Origin of the sequence: Flavobacterium sp., from assembly GCF_039932285.1 — a bacterium.
Classification (GTDB): Bacteria; Bacteroidota; Bacteroidia; order Flavobacteriales; family Flavobacteriaceae; genus Flavobacterium.
In genome coordinates, this window is record NZ_JBDTQE010000002.1 from 77,716 (window position 1) to 97,073 (window position 19,358).

Below are 19,358 nucleotides of genomic sequence, written 5' to 3' on the forward strand. Positions count from 1 at the left end.
ATAACAAGACAGGATTTTTTTAATACAAATTGAAATTAAAAGATTAGTTTTTTAGTCACTATTTCATTGTTTTCTAGTTCGGTTTTTATAATTAGGGCTTGGTTCTCTTTTCTGATACTTGTAATTGAAATTTTATTTTCATTCGTATCTTTTTTATCAAAAATTAATCGCCCTAAAATATCATAAACTTGAATATTTTTTATTTTTTGAGAAGTTGAATGAACTTCAATTTCGTTGTTGTTTGTGTTTACAAAAACGGAATTTGCATTTAGAATAAAATCGTTATTGCCTAATAGTGGGTTTACATAATGAATTTTAAATCTAGAATTGTATACACCAACTGCTGTATTAAAATTATATGGACCAGTTTTTAAATTAGAATATGTTCCCAATATTGTGTCTTCAATAAAAATATCTTGGCTATCAAAAAAAGTGTTCACATGATCAATCGTAATGGTATAATCACCCGCAATTGTAGCATTAATACCTAAATCTATTACGTCATTTAGATTCCATGGATATTCTCTTCCTTGTATTCCAAAACCAAAAGTGTAAGGATTAATTGTAGAATAAAATGTAATAGCACCTTCCGTAGAAGCCAATGCATCGGTTCCGAAATCATAACCGTTTGTTGCTCCTTCTTCATAACCAAAAGCAATTTGTTTAAATGCACCAGAAGTATTAGTTAGGTTAAGATGAATGTAATAATTTAGAGGGACAACTTGTGAATTTTTATAAAACTGAGAATTATTATTAGCAACCCTCATACTATTTGTAAACGTTAATGTGGTTGTAGTCGCTGCCGACGCAAAAAATCCTTGCCCAGCTGCTATATATAATCCAGGTGCTGTTCCTCCTGATATAGCGGCTGTTCCTGTTGTTCTTGTTCTGATTGCATAATCATTGGTTGTAAAAACATTACCTGCTATTGCCGTATTGTGTGTCCAAAAATACATAGTCCCTAAGTTAGAATTATCTAATAAACTTATTATACTAATTGCTGAAGGATAAGGATTTCCAATAAAATTATAATTTAACAAACTAGGATTAAATGCAATCACATTTGTTGGAATATTACCATTATTTGGCACACCAATAAATTCTCCGTTAAAAGCTTGGGGTGTCGACGTGTAATCGTCTGGAGATCTAATAGCGTAGCCTCTTCCGGATTGCATTATGTTTGTTGGGGATTCATTTACCCAATTATTTATCGTCGAATTAAAAGAGTGGTATCTACTAGGACTTGTTAATGGTGAAAAATCAACTAAAGTTTGTCCAGAAACTGGTGTTGACCAATAGGTGTATTCGAAAAATTTCATTGGAGTTGAATCTCTTTTGTAATTTATATTTCCTGAGTTTGTAGCAACAGGATTTATTTGTAATAAGCTAGAGTTGGTTTCAAAAATTAAATTTGAACCCGTAGCAATTGTAATGTTATCTTGAACCGTAAGCGTGTTTGGAGTAAGTCCGCCAACTATTGTAACAACTGCATTGTTCGATACTGAAACAGATTTTGCCGAAAAATCACCAATTGAAGTATAATTTGCGGTAAAAACAACATCTTTCGTAATATCCGGATTACCATTGTCCCAAGAACCTGTCCAGGTGGTAGTTTGAGCTTGACTCACATTAGATAACAAAAGAGTTATCAAAAATGAAAAAGCATAAAAATATTTTGTGGCGTAATTTTTAATCATCTCTTTATTTTTTACAAATATAAATATAATCTATTGATTTTCAGTGTTTTTAACTTCATTAACAGAAGTGTTATTAGTTGGCTGTGAACCATTTAATGAGTTTAACATTTCTTGTTCTCCTTCTTCTTTTTGAATGTGGCTACGACGTACAATTTCTTCTATTTGATCTTGAAAAGCATTTACTTCGATATTCAAATCGGTAATTAGAGTCACTACTTTCTTTTCTGGAATTCTATCTAAATTTATAAAAGTATGCAATGCTTTTACCCTCGTAATTATAGCCATCAACCTACTTCTTATTTGTGGTTTATTAATTCTCTCAGGAATTGTATTGTTTAAAACTTCAACTTTTTGAGTTAAACTTTTGGTTTTTCGCTGAAATGCCCCAATCGTACCTTTTGGCTTTTGGTACAATTCTGAAGTAAATAATCGCCAATCACTCCAATTATTTGTGATATTTTGTGATTCTGGTGTTAACGTTTTTGGTGTAAAATTCCATGTTTTATTAATGCTGCTAAAAACCAATTCTTTTTCTTTCAAAGCTTTGACAATTTGCATTTCATGTGTTTTATCATCGTCTTTACAGCCCGTAAATAAAACCATCAGTAATAAAAACAGTGAAACAATATATTTCATATTAAAAAATTTAACTAAAAAGCAAATGTAGTTATTTTTGGTTTTTGGTTTGCCAAAGTGTTAAAGATGTTAACGCTATATTTTACGAAAACATTATATTTGTACTTCAACATGACACAAATGGACACAAAAATATTAATTATAGGCGCTTGCGGACAAATAGGAACCGAGCTAACAAACAAATTAAGAACAATTTATGGCAAAGATAATGTCATTGCTTCCGACATAAGGAAATTAAATACTGATATCGTAAACGAAGGAATTTTTGAAGTGGTAAATGCTTTAGATTACAATCAGATTGAGCATTTATTAGAGAAATATCAGATTACCGATGTTTATTTGATGGCAGCATTACTGTCGGCAACAGCCGAAAAAAACCCTGCTTTTGCTTGGGATTTGAATATGAATTCCCTATTTCATGTTTTGAATTTAGCGAAAGCTGGAAAAATAAAAAAAATATTTTGGCCATCGAGTATTGCAGTTTTCGGTCCCACAACACCTCGCGAAAATACACCTCAATATACCATTATGGAACCAAGTACGGTTTACGGAATTAGCAAACAAACCGGAGAACGTTGGTGTGAGTATTACAACAAACAATACGGAGTAGATGTGAGAAGCATTAGATATCCTGGTTTAATTAGTTGGAGCACGCCTCCAGGTGGCGGAACTACTGATTATGCTGTAGACATTTATCATAAAGCAATTACCGATGGGAAATTTACTTCGTTTTTGTCTGAAAACACAGGTTTACCCATGATGTATATGGACGATGCTATAAAAGCTACTGTAAGTATTATGCAAGTTCCATCTGAAAATGTAAAAATTCGTTCGTCCTACAATTTGTCAGGCATGAGTTTTACACCTGCTGAAATTGCCGAAGAAATAAAAAAACATTTCCCAGATTTCACAATAGATTATGAACCGGATTTTCGTCAAAAAATTGCCGATTCTTGGCCAGCCAGTATCGATGATAGTGAAGCTAGAAAAGATTGGGGCTGGAAAAATGATTTCGACATGGAAAATATGACCGTGGAAATGATTACCCAATTAAAAGAAAATATTTACAAAAAATAAAAACTATTTTTTTAGTTTATCAATCAAAGCGTCTTCTATGGGCGCTTTTGTTTTTATAACCTCGTTCGTGTTGTCGTTCGGAATCGTCATAGAAAGAACATAATGTTTTATTTTCCATTCGCCGTTTATTTTTACCAAAACGCCTGATCCACGACAAATTTTCATTTGGGTGTTTAATAATTCATCAAACCAAGCAGTTTTTCCTGATTTATCTAAATAAACATGACGTTCTAGAGCGGTAAAACTCCATGCTTTCCCTTTATCAAAATAAGGTTTAGCAAAAGTCATAAACTCTTTTTTGTTCCAGTTTTCGGTAGCATCAGTGCCTATGTATATTGCATCATCAGTCATGGCGTTCATATAATTATCAAATTTTGCTTCCGCTGCGGCTTTGTGCCAATTGTCTAACACTGTATTTATTTTTGCTGTTTCTTTAGTTTGGGCTTGTGCCAAAGACGAAAAGAGGAATATAACAAGAAGTATTTTGTTCATAGTAAAATTATTTATGGTACTAAATTAATCAAAAAAATGAATTGCAGACTATTGTAGTTTATTAAGACTATCTTGTGCCGTTGCTTGTCTATTCAGGTAGTCAAACAATCCCATGGAAAATAGTTTTGAAACACTAATTGCCTCTTATATTGAAAACAAAGTGGGCATCTCTCAGCACTTTTTGAGTGACGAACTAGCCAACCACCTCAAAGAAAATTTACTTTCTCTGCACCACAACAATAAATTGCTTACCGCCGGAACTGGCAACGCCGACAAATTGATACACAATACCACGATACGAAACGATGTGATTTATTGGCTCGACAAAAAGAACAACAATGTACACGAGAATGCGTTTTTTGTACAAATAGAAGCTTTTATAGACTATCTAAATAGTTCTTGTTATGCTGGCATTACGGGTTATGAGTTTCATTATTCTTTGTACGAAACAGGAAGTTTTTACAGGAAACATTTAGACCAATTTCAGGATAATTCGAGCAGACAATTCTCGATGATTAGCTACTTAAACGCCAACTGGCAAGAAAATGATGGCGGAGAATTGCTTATACACCAGCTAAACAATGACCAAAAAATAGCGCCTACACAAGGAAAAACAGTATTCTTCAAAAGTAACGAATTGGTTCATGAAGTTTTGGTTACCAACGAAAGAAGAATGAGTGTAACTGGTTGGTTGAAACGAGATTAATGTTTTTTAGATATTAATGATGACAAAATGTAGCGTTTATTATAATCTTTTTAATGAGATTTATTATACATTATCAATTAATTAGCAGATATTAGTTCAATAAACCGAAAATTAAAATAGAAAACACAATTATCTTAGCAATTTTAGTCCCAATTTTAATAACAATTGGAGGTTTATTAAATCAAAAAAAGATGATTTATTATTATCAGAGGAAAAATCTCGAGAGTTTAAAATTAAAACTTATGAGGAATTGTTAGAGCAATTTATTACAGTTTTCACTTTTACATTAACTGAAAAACAAAAGCAAACTGGAATTGATAAATTGAAAACTTTAGAATATAGAAAATCTAGTTTTAATTTAATGACTTTTGGTTCAGATGAAGTTGTAAAATCATTTAATAAAATTATGCAAGCATTCTACACAATTGATGCAAGTCAATTTGAAGACGATGAAGAATATGCATTAATTATGTTAACTTTAATTTCTGATTTACTTCTTAACATTCGAAAAGATTTATACACAAAAAAGACTAAATTGAAAAGAAGTGAAATGTTAGAATTTATGATTAATGATATCAAAAAGTACGAAGAAAAAATTAATATTAAAAAAGTCTAACATCTGCTAACTGCTGTTTCATGAAATTTGGGTTTAAGGTTAAATTTAAAGGTAATTTCATATATTTGACTTCCGTGACAATTGAATGGTTTTAGGAATAAATTCCCCCAACTTCATGAAGATGGGACGTAAGCTATCATTATAAACCGACACCAAACATAATTCAAGGAAAAATGACAAATAGAATATTCACACCATTTCCTATATTAAATACCGACAGGCTTATATTAAGACAACTTGTTAATACGGACGACAATGAAATATTTGCATTGCGATCAGACGATAATGTAAACAGGTATCTTGGCAGACAACCAAGCAAATCGATTGAAGATGCAAAATCTTTTATTCAGGCTATTACTGAAAATGTCAAAAAAAACGATTCGATTTATTGGGCGATTTCTTTGAGTGGCAACTTGATTGGAACAATCTGTTTATTTGAATTTTCAGACGACAATACTAAAGCAGAAATCGGGTATGAGTTATTACCTAGCTACCAAGGAAAAGGATTTATGCAGGAAGCAGTATTAGAAGTGCTTGAATTCGGGTTTCAACATATCGGGCTAAATTCGATAGAAGCTTACACTCATTCTGAAAACCAAAACTCAACAAAACTATTAGAGAAATTTAATTTTAAAAAACAGTTGTCCTCCGAGAGCAATTCCGACAAAAGCTTTATTGTTTTTAAGTTATTGAAATAGCAATCGGGGAAAACACATTAAAGTTAAAGCAAATTCGCTACTATCCCATAAAAAAAAGACTATCGGAATGATAGTCTTTTGGTTAGTTTTTCGTCTAAAATAGCAATCTATATAAAGCCTTAGCCGTTATAAAACGCTGTATTGGTTGGTCTCTATTTTATTAGCTTTTTAATGCCAATTTTCCCATCAGAATTTTCTATTGTTATCAAATATATTCCCTTAGGAAAAATAGAAATATCTAATGTTGTACTGCTTTCCAAGGAAATTAAACCTTTACTAAAAATTGTTTTTCCATCAAGAGTAGTTACAGATATTTTCTTAACATATCCTTGTTTTAATGAAACGGTTAAATTATTTTCAACTGGATTAGGAAATAATAAAATCTCTTCATTAAGCGTATTGGGTATAAAAGAAGTTCCCAGTTGGGTGTCATAGGAATCATTTGTATTTACTATATTATTTGCTTTAAGATAAGCTAACACGGCGCTTTCTCCATTATAATTATTGGTTCCCCAAACAGGAACATTTGTAACTGGCATTTCGCCACCGGTTCCAAAATGTTTTCCAACAACAATTATTCCTTCAGCCGTTTTATAAGCGCCAAATAATTGAATATTATCACCACCAGATCCCGTCCCCGGATCCCACTGTCCCACTATTAATGAACTGTAAAGCGGTTTTGACAAATCACTTGCGTAAACTCTAACAAAGGAATTCCAAGATGAAGCACCCTGAGAAGGCTTAAGCATTTTTTGCCATGCATTTGCAGTTGTAATTGTTCTTCTCCCTTTGGCTAAAACAATAACAGAACCATCTGCTGTAACCTTCAAAGTGTTAGGTCGCATTTTGGTGGTATTTACATTAGGCCATCCTCCATTTGGATTGGCCCAACCATCTAAATTTGGATCTGCATGAGCCGTTCCAAGATTGGTTGCATTATCTGCATATTCTGCCATATAAGTGCTATGTTTTAGTGTTCCCGATGTTAAGGATAACTTCCCGATCCAAGAAATGTGAATATTACCATTGTTTCCTGTAAAATTATTTTGAAAACCACTAGCCGAAGGCGTAGCAGCAATAGTATTTCCTTCCCAAAAATTTTCTGTGTTATTACCATGGCACCTTGCGCCAACGACTAAATTTCCTGAATTTTGTGGTAGGGAATAATCTATTGCTAAAGCATCAATATATTGATCAGGTGAAGAAACTTGTAAGGAGCCGTCTGCTCTTTTTTCGTGATACAACCTGTTCCACCATAATAATTCGCCCTGATTATTCATACCCATAACCGCAGGCTCAAAATCTGGTTCTCCGCCTGGGAGTACACTTTTTGCATTGAAGCCAATATACATGTAATTATTTCGTTTATCAATGGCTATTGAAGATGGTCCATAAGTAAATATGGAAGCTGGGCTGTACCCTGTATATCCAGGACCTGATCCGCTATTACCAGAGGATTGACCTGGATTACATGGACCATTAAATAAAACGTCTAGTGGCCACTTTCCTTTTTTTGTTCCACCATTACCATCTGGTTGCCACAAATCATAGTCCGCTTGATTAGTAGATCGAAGTTCACATCGAGTTGCATCTCTTTTGAAAACTATAGCACTATACAATAGATCTGATATTCCGCTCGGGTAATCCGATGCTTTCCCATAAAATTCTCCTCCAGAAGATTTCCAATGAATGCGCCAGTTATTTACAACCTCATCATTACCCGATGCATTCAACCTTTGTACTGCAGACCAGTTATACCCATGCGATTCTCCCATTACATAGACTACTTTTTCGTCGCTTCCCACATCCCAAGGTTGATTGTCTTTTGCATAACCACCTGCTGTTGCATTAATGTTTTTAACCCATGCGAAACCACTAGGACTTGTGTTTACAAAATTTCCGTCTAATTTGCCTATAAAATACCCTTGAGAAGTGTTTCCACTCACAAAGACAGCGCCTGTTAAGGCACCAGATATATTACTAGTTTTTATGAATCTAAAATCTTCTGCTGCTCCTACAGGAAGACGATATGCTTTAATTATATTCTGAAAAGTACTATTAAATTCCAATAAAAAAGGAATTTTAGAAGTGCTAGTAGGGTTATTAATACCAGGATTTGTAAAAGTAATTACTGGAATCCCAGATGATATCCAATTTAAATTGTCGGCAACGCCCACAACAATAAAATTACCATTTGATAATTGTAAAACATCATTAAAAGTTTCGGATTCAGATCCGCCTGCATAGGTAACCATTTGGTTTTGAGAATAAATTGATGTTGAAATTAAAATAAAAAGGCAAATGAAGTAAATTTTTTTTATAAAAAAATCTAGATTTCGAGGAGTTGAATAATTCATAATAGTAGATTTTTAATTAATATTATCAAATTGAAAAAATAAACTTGAATGGAGTATATCAAACACTTAAGAATTTATTTTGTAATCATCTAATTATTCGGAAATAACTTGTACTAATCAATTAGCATGTTTTTTTTAACTACTTTTTATTGTATCACTTAATGTAAAATAATTAATTTTACAATGTTTTGTTTATTGTCATCCTGATTTATGCGTATAAAATAAATGCCGTTTTCTAGTTGACTTGTTTTAATTACTAGTTGATGTTCTCCCTCAGTTTGTTGTTGGTTTAGTATTTGCATGACTTCTTTGCCCAAGTGATCATATACAGTAACTTTAACATTATTATTTTGATTGTTAAAGTAACTAAGTGTTACATCACCAGAAGAAGGATTAGGATAAACCAAGACTTTGTTAAAACTTTCATTAAAAACAACGTTGCTTAAAACGCTTGTAAATTCATATGCTCCTATGTCTGAAACACCCGCTTGTGGCCTTACGCTACCTTCATAATCTTCGGGTGCAAAGACCACTGCATTACCTGCATTGATTGCAGGACTTGTGTTTTGTACGTTAAAATTACCCGTATCTAAACCCGTATTTATAAATAGTGGATCTTCTCCTACTTTATCTGAACTATTGGTAAAACTGATTTTATTGCTCGCCGCATTAAATATCAAATTATTACCCGATGAAAAACCAGTTGATGCTGCATCTTTATAATTAGCACGTTCCCCATCGCGTGCATACACAATATTATTAAAAACCCTAACATTAGTAGCTCCTTGCACTGTAATCTCTCCATCTGAAATAGCTGGACTTCTGCCATTCATATAGCATGAATTATTAATGACATCTATATTATTACTATGAAGCATGTGGATACCTCTACCACCATTATGATGAACAATATTATTTTGAATTAGGGTTTTACCTGTGTAAGCGGGTTTACCTATTGTTACATTGTTTTCTGAATCGACTATAATTCCATTTCCGTCATAAATCAAACAAGGTCCGAGCCAAGGCACATACAATTCATTTCCATAAAGGATATTATTTTTAATAATCATTGTATAACCTCCACCAGAATGGCTATCATAATTCATTGAATTTAGATTCGAAATGCCGCTACTCCCATTAACAGTATACCATGAATTATTATAGATAAGATTTTTTTCATAAGTTAAGTAATCACTTTGTAAAGAAACCAATCCACCACCGCTGCATTCAAATATTTCACAATTACGTACTATAATATGATGTACTAATGCATCATTTGTTCTGCCATCAATTGTGATCCCATTCCCATTATATTTAGGAATTGGTGAACCTGTTGTGTTGCCGCAGCTTCCAGGTTGGTTAAGGGCGTCATTTAAATTGTTACTTGCTGCATTTCCTCTTATCTTTAAACCATCAATAACAATATGATGAATTGATTCGCCTAAATGTATAGCATGCCATTGGTTGTCATTCATTTGTAAAAGCGGCGAATGACCAGCGTAATTTTTTATTGTAATTGGATTATTTTCTGTGCCTGAAGCGCGTAAAGCTAATATTGCGTATTGCGTGCCTCCTGTATAAGTACCATTCATTAGAAGAATTGTGTCGCCTGGCTGTAAGAAAGTAGTACTATAAGAAAACCAAGACAAGGTTTTTTTTGCTCTTGCTTCGGTTAATCCGTTGTAAGAGTTATTCCCATTAACGGGATCAACATAATAAGTAGTAGCAAAAATGGAGTTACTTAAAAATAAAATTGTAAGTAGTAGTTTTTTCATTGGTTTTAGTTTCTATTTTAGTTTTGTAAAAAGATTTGTGTAAAAGTAGAGTAACTCAAAAAGAAATATTGTTGGTTTCTTGCTGTCATTATTAAAATCTTGCTAATTTTTTTAAGGTAAGTATTTAACCAATACATTTAAATTAGCATAATTTCTTCTTTGTAAAAACCCCTAAATATTTTTTGCTTTATTTTGTATAGTGTCTTGTTTTTTGAAATTAATATGATGAATTCTTAGTACTTTAAGTGATATTTAATTTCTTTTTTACTTCAAAGAATTGAAGCCAACAGGTAAAAACACATAATTATTAGTAGGGAAATGTAATCGTAAATGAAGTGCCTTTAGTATGATCAACGGTCAGTTTGCCTTCTAGTTGGTGTGTCAAAGCGTCTACTAATTCAAATCCTAATGTAGATGCTTTGTTCTTGTAATTCTCGGGAAGTCCAGTTCCATCATCACAAACGCTAAGTCGCAATTGGTTTTTAGAATCATGGTCTAAGGTAATGTCTATTCTGCCTTTGTGTAGTATAAAAGCGTGTTTTAAAGCGTTGTTTATAAGTTCTGTCAATATCAACCCTAATGGAATTACCTTTTCGATATCTAAAAAAATATTGTTGGTTTCCATATGGACTTCTATCGCAGTTTTGTCAATATCAAAAGCGCTATAAAGATGGTTGACTAATTTTTCCAGATATTCTTGAAAATTAACCGTAGCCAAATTGTCGGACATGTATAACGTTTCGTGAATGAGCGCCATAGATTGTACCCTATCCTGACTTTTAGTCAAAAATTCTTTAACATCCATTCTGCTCTCGGAGTCCCGTGCCTGTATGCTTAGCAAGCTATTAACCAATTGAAGGTTGTTTTTTACCCTGTGGTGAATTTCTTTTAGAAGAACTTCCTTTTCCTGTAGTGAAAGTTTTAATTTTTGTTGTGCATTTTCTAAAAACACATTTTTGTTGTCAATTTCTTTATTTTTGTTTTGCAATGAGCGGTTTGCATTTCTCTTTAATCTAAAAAGCCAAAATAATATACTCACTATAATAAGTAGCATTATAAAAATAATAGTAAAAAGTTCAGTAGCGTACTTTTGTTTGGCAATAGTCAAAAGTTGAATTTCATTCTTTTGGTTGAGGAATTTTATTTCCTTTTCTTTTTGTTCGGTATCATATTGAATTTGTATCCCTGTTATTTGTTTGCTTTTAGTTTCATTAAATAGCGTTTCCTTTAAAAGATAATATTTTTCCAAATAAATAATACTTAGTTTATATTCAGAAATTGCTTTGTAATAGTCAGATATAATTTTATAAATATCCAATTGCAATTGCTTACTATCAATTTTTAAAGCTAAAGTAAGTGCTTCATCTAGATAGACTTTAGATTGAGTCATTTTCTTTTGTAGCAAATGAACTTGTCCTAAATTTTTTAAGTTTTCACTTATATCAAATTCATCATTATTTTGGCGACTTATCTTTAAGGATTTATTGAAATAATATAATGATTTATCATACTGCTTTTTTTTAATAAACATGACTCCCATACTGTTATATAATGGTGGTAGGCCTCTTGATTTAGAAATGTTTTTAAAAATGGATAATGATTTAATATAATAGTTGTAAGCGGTATCTAAACTGTCAACAGCGGTATAAAAATCCCCCAGTTCTTGTAAATTATCTGCTATCCAAGGACTATTGGAGGTGCTATCAATTGATTTTGATATATTCAAAGCTTGTATATACATTTTTTTTGCACTACTATATTCCTTCATTTCCATATATAAATCTCCCAAGCTGCGAATTACTGTGGTTTCTCCTCTGGTATTTTTAATTTCCTTAAATAATTTTATAGATTTTAAATTATTTTTGATACCCTCTTCATAATTGGAAAAGCGCATATATGTAGTCGCAACTCTAGAATAAACAATAGCCATGTCTTCCTTAGAATTACTTTTTTTAAAGTAATAGGAAGCTTGTTTATAATATCCTATCGCCTCTTTTTCTTTTGACATCTCGTAATACAAATCCCCAAGAAACATAATGCCTTTACCAGTAAAAATGTCGCTTTTAGATTTTTTTGCAAATGCAATAAGCACGTAAGCATTTGACTTAGCTTCTTCGTTTTTACCAATCATATAATAACCAATTCCTCTGATATAATAGGCAAATAAAATCGATTCATTAAGAGCTTTTTTTTTGGAGAGTTTAATAGCTTTGTTGGAGTACTCTATAGTTTTCAAAGGATCTATAGTATAGTATTCATATCCGAGTTGTCCTAAAATTTTTATTTTTTCATTTTCTAACTTCGCTATTTTAAGTTGACGCTCCAAACTATCAATTTTCTTATCGGACTGCGAAAATACAGCTACAGAAAATAATAATAAATTGGTAAAAATAAAAAATTTAAAACTAGATTTTAACACAGTTCGTTTGTTATTAAATTGGGTGGTGTTTATTGTATAAACTTATTTTTCTAAAATACTCAGGCGTTTTACCTGTATTTTTTTTAAAAACCTGACTAAAATAGCTCTGATTATCAAATCCAATTTCAAGAGCTACTTGAAGGATAGTTAATTCGGTTTCCGTAAGAAGCACTTTCGATTTTTCAATTTTGCATTTAATAATATATTGTGCAGGAGACATTTGTAAATGCACTTTAAAAGTCCTTGCAAAATAGAAGGTACTCATTTCTACAATATCGGCTAAATCAGCTATTGATAATTTTGCATTAAGATTATCATGAATATAATTAATAACTTTTTGTATTTTATAAGGACCATCGGATTTAATAAATTTTTCTGGACTATATGAAAAGTCAATTTTTCTGTGTCCGAAATTATTAAGTGCAATTTCGATGGCAATTCGTAAGTCATTTTGTTTAAAGGGCTTTACAATAAATCCAGCTGGGCGAGTGTTTTTTGCTTCCGAAAATGTTAAAGGGTCTGTGTGTGATGTTAGATAAATAAAGGGTATTGTGTCTTTTGATAGCAAAATCTTTCCGAAATCAATACCAGTGAGCTCGCCATTTAGCTTAATGTCAATCAAAACAAGATTAGGTGGGTCATCTTCTATAGCTTTTAACGCTGATAAAACAGATGAAACTATTACGCAACTATAATGACCCAATTCTTCAAGTGATTCTTTTATATCCCTGGCTATAAGCAACTCATCCTCAGTAATTAATATTTTAAATTTATTTATTATCATTTAACATGCAATTAATAGGTTAATTATTAAAATGCGTTATAGTATATTTAGTTTTTTTTGCTAATTCCTCATCAATATAAAATCGTATTAATCACTATCATTACAATAAACGTCACTTCTAAATTTCTTATCAATTTAAAGATTTTAATAATATTCCCTCTAGAAATTCAACACTTTATTAAACATAAAATTAAACTTTATTGGGTTATTAAGAAGCGTGTTTTTTAAAATTAATTAAATTTTTAATAATTAAAATAGATTGCGACTAAAAGTAGTTATTAAGACCATAAAAAAAAGACTATCATTTCTGATAGTCTTTTCGCTTTTTGCTCCCTCTCTTGGGCTCGAACCAAGGACCCTCTGATTAACAGTCAGATGCTCTAACCAACTGAGCTAAGAAGGAAAGTGTTTTTCACTTTTAAAGCGGTGCAAAGATAGCACCATTTTTATTATTTGCAAATAAAATTATCACTTTTTTAGAAAAAATTCTTTGCGATTATAGCATAGATGTCTTTTCCGAAGGTTAAAGCCATTAAACTCAGCAAGATAATCATTCCCACGGTTTGCACTCTTTCCGCAGCTTTTATGCTTAAAGTTTTACCGGTAATCATTTCTGCAATGGTAAATATGGCATGACCACCATCAAGACCTGGAATAGGCAACAAATTCATAAATGCTAATCCTATCGAAAACATAGCTGTAAAACCCCATATAAACTCCCAGTTCCATTCTTTTGGAAGTTTCCGAGTAATTCCTATCGGACTCATAACTTGCTTGTAAGCTTCAGTTTTTGGTCTAAGGATTAATTTGAATTGTTTGATGTTATAAATGAATTGTGTGTAAGATTCATTTATAGCAGCAGGAATGGCTTGTAAAAGACTTAATTTGTTAGTTATTATAAAATCATCTTTGTCTTCAAATTTTGGAAAAAATCCAATTTTACCTTCTTTATTTACTTTAGATGACAATACCATTACTTTTCCTGCTCTTAAAACAGTTAATTTAATTGAATCTGATTTGTTAGCCTTTAAATTTTCGGTCAATTCATCGTAAAACTTAATAACTTGTCCATTGATGCTAATAATTTTATCGCCTTTCAACAGTGGTGTTTTATTAGCAATACCTTCTGGCGAAATAGAATCTACCAAAACCTCCATTAATCTTGGAGAAATAAAATTTTTCCCTTCAGAGCCTAAAATTTTACTTTTTTGTTCATCGGTAATGGTTAGCTTTTGTTTTTGCCCTTCTCTTTCTACTTCTACTTTGTCTCCCAATAAAACATCGATAATCATTCTATTGAATTTTGGTTGAACTTTTCCATCAACACTCAAAATTTTATCTCCATTCTTGAATCCAGCATCAATTCCTGATTGTCCAAACATTAATCCTTTTTTCTGATATTTTTCTGTTGAAGCATATTTTTGTCCAACGGTACTAAACATAACTGTATAAATAAAAATAGCCAAAAGAATATTTACCGTGATTCCTCCCAACATAATAATGAGTCTTTGCCAAGCTGGCTTAGAACGGAATTCCCACGGTTGTGCTGGCTGTGCCATTTGTTCGGTATCCATACTTTCGTCCATCATTCCTGATAGTTTTACATAACCGCCTATTGGCAACCAACCTATTCCCCATTCGGTATCGTTTATTTTCTTTTTAAATAATGAAAATCCAGCATCCATAAAAAGATAGAATTTTTCGACCCTAACTTTAAACATTCGTGCGGTAATATAGTGCCCAAATTCATGAAGAATTACAAGTACAGAAAGTATAAATAAAATTTGTGCTATTTGTATTAAAGTGTCCATTTATTAATTTTAAATTTTTGTATAAAAAGCAAAAGTAAGACTTTCGCCTTACTTTTTATACAATATATGTGCCGAGATTATTTTTTTATCATTTTTTTATGAAATGACCCTTGAGAAGTCTCAAAGTTAACAAGATAAACACCTGAAGATAGTCCAGAAACATCAATCTTATTTTCGCTTGTTTCTAAAGTGTTTTGACCTAAAGCATTGTAGAAAGTAATTTTATTCACCACAATAGAACTTGGTAAATCGATAGTTAGAATGTCCTGAATTGGATTTGGATGAATTTTAATTGCAGTATCATAATTAAAATTATTTATACCTAGAGTAGCTGTGCTATTTCGAGAAATAATATTTTTGTTAGGATCAAATTGCACTCCAGTTACTGTAAATCCTACTGGAACCACAAAACTTTGCCCGTTTGTTGTGTTGTCTAAAACTACATCTAATTGTTGTCCTGAACTTCCTGTTAGTGTTACTGGAACTGGCATTTCGAAATAAGAAACGGAAGCATCAGATTGCGTTTGATTAATTTGAACCGTTGCTTGACCTGCTCCAGAGTTAAATGCATTTATAGTATAAGTTGGATAACCCTCATTATAAACCCAATCATTAAAAAATTCTTGTAAACTACTTCCGTAAACAGTTTCGAGTTTTGCCTGAAATTGTGGTGTTAGTGCATACGCATAAGCTAATGTTGGATCACTTAAATAATTTCTTAATGCTTGAAAGAAATTTGTATCACCCATTTTAAAACGCAACATATTAGTTACCATCGACCCTTTGTTGTAAGTCATTTGGTTGCTAAAAATTCTATTCACATCAGTAATTTGAGCATCTGTTAAATATAAATTTCCGTTTGTTGTACTTGTAATACTATTTATTTTATTGTTTTTCCAAGACACAAAAGCGGCTGCTCCGTCTAAATTTTCGACAACACAACCTGACATATATTCTGTAATTCCTTCATTGAGCCAAATGTCTTTCCAAGAACCACAGGTTATTTTATCGCCAAACCATTGGTGTGCAGTTTCATGCGCAATTAAACCTCTACTATATGCACCTGTACCACCAGCGGTCATAAATGAAACGGTAGTGTGTTCCATACCGCCACCCCAACTAAATTGGCATAAACCATATTTTTCATTTCTAAAAGCATATGGTCCAATAATAGATTCATAAAAATTTAAAATAGTTGGCGTAATGGCCATACTCGCTTGATTGGCCACTGCCGTTTCTGGGTAGCTGTAATTTATAAGAGGATAAAATGGACTAGCAACTGTCCCTAAACCCGCTTGCTGATTATAGACGCTATAATTAGTAACCGCAATAGCAATTAAGTAGGCTGGAATTGGATAACCATGGTGAAAGTGAGTGGTTTTATTTGCTCCAACAGTTACTGGTGCTTCAGGTTCGATACCGTTAGAAACGCTAACATATTCTGATGGTGCAGTAATGTAAACATCTATACTAGCTATTTTATCATTTAAATCTTGCTTGCATGGCCACCAATCGCGAGCGCCATAAGGTTCTGAAAGTGTGTACAACACAGCTTTTGAACTTGCTCCACTACCATGTGTGGTTGTAGTAAATGCATCAAAACCATTTACAGGTGGCGCTCCAGAATAAGTAATTTCTACTGTGGCGGAATTTCCTGCGGTAAGTGTACTTGGCAAAGTGATAACCAATTCGTTATTTGTATTTTCTACAAATGATAAATTCGTTGCGCCTTGTTTAACAGAACTGGCAGTTAGTTCATTAGCAAAATCGAAAGTGACAGTGGTCATGTTTGATAATGCTGTAAAAGTGGTTGTCACTTTTCCAGATATAAAATAGACTGTGGGATCGACCGTAAACTCTAGTTTGTGGTAGGTAATATCATAATTCTGAGTATTAGGATTTACTGCTAGATTCATTATTTTTGACGCAGCTTTTCCCTCTGCTTCTGCAATATTTTCGGTACTAAACTTATCGTTTTGAGAAAACCCAAATACGGTTGTTAGAAGCAATGTTATTAGTGTAATTTTTTTCATGAGGCTTTTGAAATTTACACAAAATTAATAATTTCATTGGTATTTTAAGCTTATTTTTATTAAATTATCAAAACAACTCACTTTTTAATACACAAAAAGCGACAAACTACTTGCCGCTTTTATAAATTACTCAAAACATTTTATTTATTTCCCAACAACAATAACTCGTTTACGACTACTTCAGTATAATAGCGTTTTATGCCATCTTTATCGTCATAGCTTCTATGGGTTAGTTTTCCTTCAACAGCGATTTCTTTTCCTTTGGTTACAAAACCTTCAATAATTTCGGCAGTTTTTCCCCAAGCGGTAATGTTGTGCCATTGGGTATCGGTTACTTTTTCGTTTTTGTCATTATAATAGACTTCGTTTGTAGCAATAGTTAGTTTTGCTAGTTTTTTTCCTCCGTCAAGGATTTTAATTTCTGGGTCGTTTCCTACGTTTCCAATTAACTGTACTCTGTTTCTTAATGCATTCATGGCGTGTAAATTTAAATTGTTATTTTTTTCGTTAGTGCCGATTGTTATTTGATTTCGACAGTGCAAAGATGTGACGAGTTGGAATATTTACTCGGTTGTCATTCATTTACTTTCGGTTGTAATTATTTGTAACCGTTTGTAATTGGGATTTTTTATTTATATTTGTTGAAAATCAATATTTTATGCCCAAAGCAATACAATCGGTAGAATTACGAAATTTACAAATAGAAGACTATAAAGAACTAATAAAATCGATGATTGAATCCTATCCTGAAATGGCAGAATCATTTTGGAAAGAACATCAATTGAAAAATTTATTAGAAAAATTTCCCGAAGGACAATTAGTAATAGTTGTTGATGGTGTAGTTGTTGGTTCGGCATTATCTATTTTGGTAACTGAAGAATTTGCCTTTAAAACAAAAAATTACAAAGCCATTACAGGTAATTACACCTTTTCTACTCACAATCCAGATGGCGAAGTTATTTATGGTATCGATGTTTTTATAAATCCAAAATACCGAGGACTTCGATTAGGAAGACGATTATATGATTCTAGAAAAGAATTGTGCGATCAATTAAATCTAAAATCAATCATTTTTGCGGGTAGAATTCCAAATTATGTAAACTATAAAGACGAAATAACGCCCAAAATATACATTGATAAAGTAAAGCGAAAAGAAATATACGATCCAGTTTTATCATTCCAATTAAGCAATGATTTTCACGAAGTTCGTGTGCTAAAAAATTATTTAGAAGGTGACAAAGAATCGCAGGAATATGCTGTTTTATTAGAATGGAACAATGTGTATTATGACGACAGTCCTAAATTAATAAACACCCAAAAAAGTGTAGTTAGGTTAGGTTTAATTCAATGGCAAATGCGGTCTTTAAGCAATTTAGAAGCACTATTTGAACAAGCCGAATTTTTTATCGATACCGTTTCGGGTTATGGTTGCGATTTTGCATTATTTCCCGAACTGTTCACGGCACCATTAATGGCAGATTACAACCATTTATCGGAAGCAGAAGCCATAAAAGAACTAGCAAAACATACCGAAGCTGTAAAATTAAAATTTCAAGAATTTGCCATTTCTTATAACATAAATATAATAACAGGAAGCATGCCACTAATAGAAGATGGTCATGTTTATAATGTAGGTTTTTTATGTAAACGCGATGGAACCAACGAAATGTATCGCAAAATTCACATCACGCCAAACGAAATTTTCTATTGGGGAATTACTGGTGGCGATACCATACAAACCTTTGATACCGATTGTGGAAAAATTGGAATTGTAATTTGTTACGATGTAGAATTTCCAGAATTATCTCGATTAATGGCCGATGAAGGCATGAATATTTTATTTGTTCCTTTTCTAACCGATACACAAAATGGCTATACGCGTGTAAAACATTGTGCGCAAGCAAGAGCTATTGAAAACGAATGTTATGTCGCCATAACTGGCTGTGTTGGAAACTTACCAAAAGTAAATAATATGGATATTCAGTATGCACAAGCGGCGGTTTTTACACCATCTGACTTTGCGTTTCCAAGTAATGGTATAAAAGCCGAAGCTACGCCAAACACCGAAATGACATTAATCGTAGATGTTGATATTAATTTGTTAAAAGAATTACACCAAAACGGAAGTGTACGCACAATGAAAGACAGAAGAAAAGATTTGTACCAACTTAAAAAACTGAAATAGTTTCGGCGTTTCATTTTCTGAGTCGCTTCTAAAAATAACACAGAATGATGAATTTCTTCATTCTTCGCAATG

The 19,358-nt window shown here is 32.3% G+C and carries 15 protein-coding genes and 1 tRNA gene; 5 read left to right on the forward strand and 11 right to left on the reverse strand.

The annotated features are described in order from the left end of the window. Positions 1–35: 35 nt before the first annotated feature. Positions 36–1,697 carry a T9SS sorting signal type C domain-containing protein gene (locus tag ABI549_RS00955; RefSeq protein WP_348074572.1) on the reverse strand — a complete coding sequence of 554 codons (1,662 nt, stop codon included), beginning with the start codon at positions 1,695–1,697 and terminating at the stop codon, positions 36–38. 30 nt (positions 1,698–1,727) lie between these two features. Next, complete coding sequence (locus ABI549_RS00960; RefSeq protein ID WP_348074573.1) at positions 1,728–2,333, reverse strand: hypothetical protein; 606 nt, start codon at positions 2,331–2,333, stop codon at positions 1,728–1,730. A gap of 120 nt (positions 2,334–2,453) precedes the next feature. On the opposite strand from ABI549_RS00960, the gene ABI549_RS00965 reads away from it, so the two are divergent. Continuing rightward, positions 2,454–3,410, forward strand: coding sequence for an L-threonine 3-dehydrogenase (locus tag ABI549_RS00965; RefSeq protein WP_348074574.1), 957 nt, complete (start codon positions 2,454–2,456; stop codon positions 3,408–3,410). 3 nt (positions 3,411–3,413) lie between these two features. On the opposite strand, the gene ABI549_RS00970 is transcribed toward ABI549_RS00965, so the two are convergent. Then, entirely contained in the window at positions 3,414–3,902 is a 489-nt protein-coding gene (locus tag ABI549_RS00970; protein WP_348074575.1) for a nuclear transport factor 2 family protein, read from the reverse strand. A gap of 112 nt (positions 3,903–4,014) precedes the next feature. Here ABI549_RS00970 and ABI549_RS00975 point away from each other — a divergent pair, with 112 nt between their 5' ends. The 3 genes from ABI549_RS00975 to ABI549_RS00985 all read left to right on the forward strand — a co-directional run bounded on the left by ABI549_RS00975 (position 4,015) and on the right by ABI549_RS00985 (position 5,922). Beyond that, positions 4,015–4,608 (forward strand): 2OG-Fe(II) oxygenase family protein, encoded by a 594-nt coding sequence (locus ABI549_RS00975; protein WP_348074576.1) that lies wholly within the window; start codon positions 4,015–4,017, stop codon positions 4,606–4,608. A gap of 250 nt (positions 4,609–4,858) precedes the next feature. Then, positions 4,859–5,224, forward strand: a complete 366-nt coding sequence (locus tag ABI549_RS00980; protein ID WP_348074577.1) for a hypothetical protein — start codon at positions 4,859–4,861, stop codon at positions 5,222–5,224. Between the two features lie 173 nt (positions 5,225–5,397). Then, positions 5,398–5,922 (forward strand): GNAT family N-acetyltransferase, encoded by a 525-nt coding sequence (locus ABI549_RS00985; protein ID WP_348074578.1) that lies wholly within the window; start codon positions 5,398–5,400, stop codon positions 5,920–5,922. A 152-nt stretch (positions 5,923–6,074) separates the two neighbouring features. Here the strand turns inward: ABI549_RS00985 and ABI549_RS00990 are convergent, their stop codons facing one another. From ABI549_RS00990 to ssb, 8 genes are all read right to left on the reverse strand, one after another. Then, positions 6,075–8,279, reverse strand: a complete 2,205-nt coding sequence (locus ABI549_RS00990) for a T9SS type A sorting domain-containing protein (RefSeq protein WP_348074579.1) — start codon at positions 8,277–8,279, stop codon at positions 6,075–6,077. Positions 8,280–8,437: 158 nt separating this feature from the next. Then, on the reverse strand, positions 8,438–10,054 hold the full coding sequence (locus ABI549_RS00995) for a T9SS type A sorting domain-containing protein (RefSeq protein WP_348074580.1): 1,617 nt from the start codon (positions 10,052–10,054) through the stop codon (positions 8,438–8,440). 307 nt (positions 10,055–10,361) lie between these two features. Next, the gene (locus tag ABI549_RS01000) at positions 10,362–12,380 is read right to left on the reverse strand and encodes a histidine kinase dimerization/phosphoacceptor domain -containing protein (RefSeq protein WP_348074581.1); all 2,019 of its coding nucleotides are present in this window, start codon (positions 12,378–12,380) and stop codon (positions 10,362–10,364) included. 106 nt (positions 12,381–12,486) lie between these two features. Beyond that, positions 12,487–13,257, reverse strand: a complete 771-nt coding sequence (locus ABI549_RS01005; RefSeq protein ID WP_348074582.1) for a response regulator transcription factor — start codon at positions 13,255–13,257, stop codon at positions 12,487–12,489. 329 nt (positions 13,258–13,586) lie between these two features. After that, positions 13,587–13,660, reverse strand: a tRNA-Asn gene (locus ABI549_RS01010). Between the two features lie 73 nt (positions 13,661–13,733). Continuing rightward, complete coding sequence (rseP, locus tag ABI549_RS01015; protein WP_348074583.1) at positions 13,734–15,068, reverse strand: RIP metalloprotease RseP; 1,335 nt, start codon at positions 15,066–15,068, stop codon at positions 13,734–13,736. Positions 15,069–15,145: 77 nt separating this feature from the next. Continuing rightward, positions 15,146–17,101, reverse strand: coding sequence for a M1 family aminopeptidase (locus ABI549_RS01020; RefSeq protein WP_348074584.1), 1,956 nt, complete (start codon positions 17,099–17,101; stop codon positions 15,146–15,148). A gap of 140 nt (positions 17,102–17,241) precedes the next feature. Further along, positions 17,242–17,577 (reverse strand): single-stranded DNA-binding protein, encoded by a 336-nt coding sequence (ssb, locus tag ABI549_RS01025; protein WP_348074585.1) that lies wholly within the window; start codon positions 17,575–17,577, stop codon positions 17,242–17,244. A 182-nt stretch (positions 17,578–17,759) separates the two neighbouring features. Between ssb and ABI549_RS01030 the strand changes: the two genes are divergently transcribed. Continuing rightward, on the forward strand, positions 17,760–19,286 hold the full coding sequence (locus tag ABI549_RS01030) for a carbon-nitrogen hydrolase family protein (protein ID WP_348074586.1): 1,527 nt from the start codon (positions 17,760–17,762) through the stop codon (positions 19,284–19,286). The last annotated feature ends 72 nt before the right edge of the window (positions 19,287–19,358 follow it).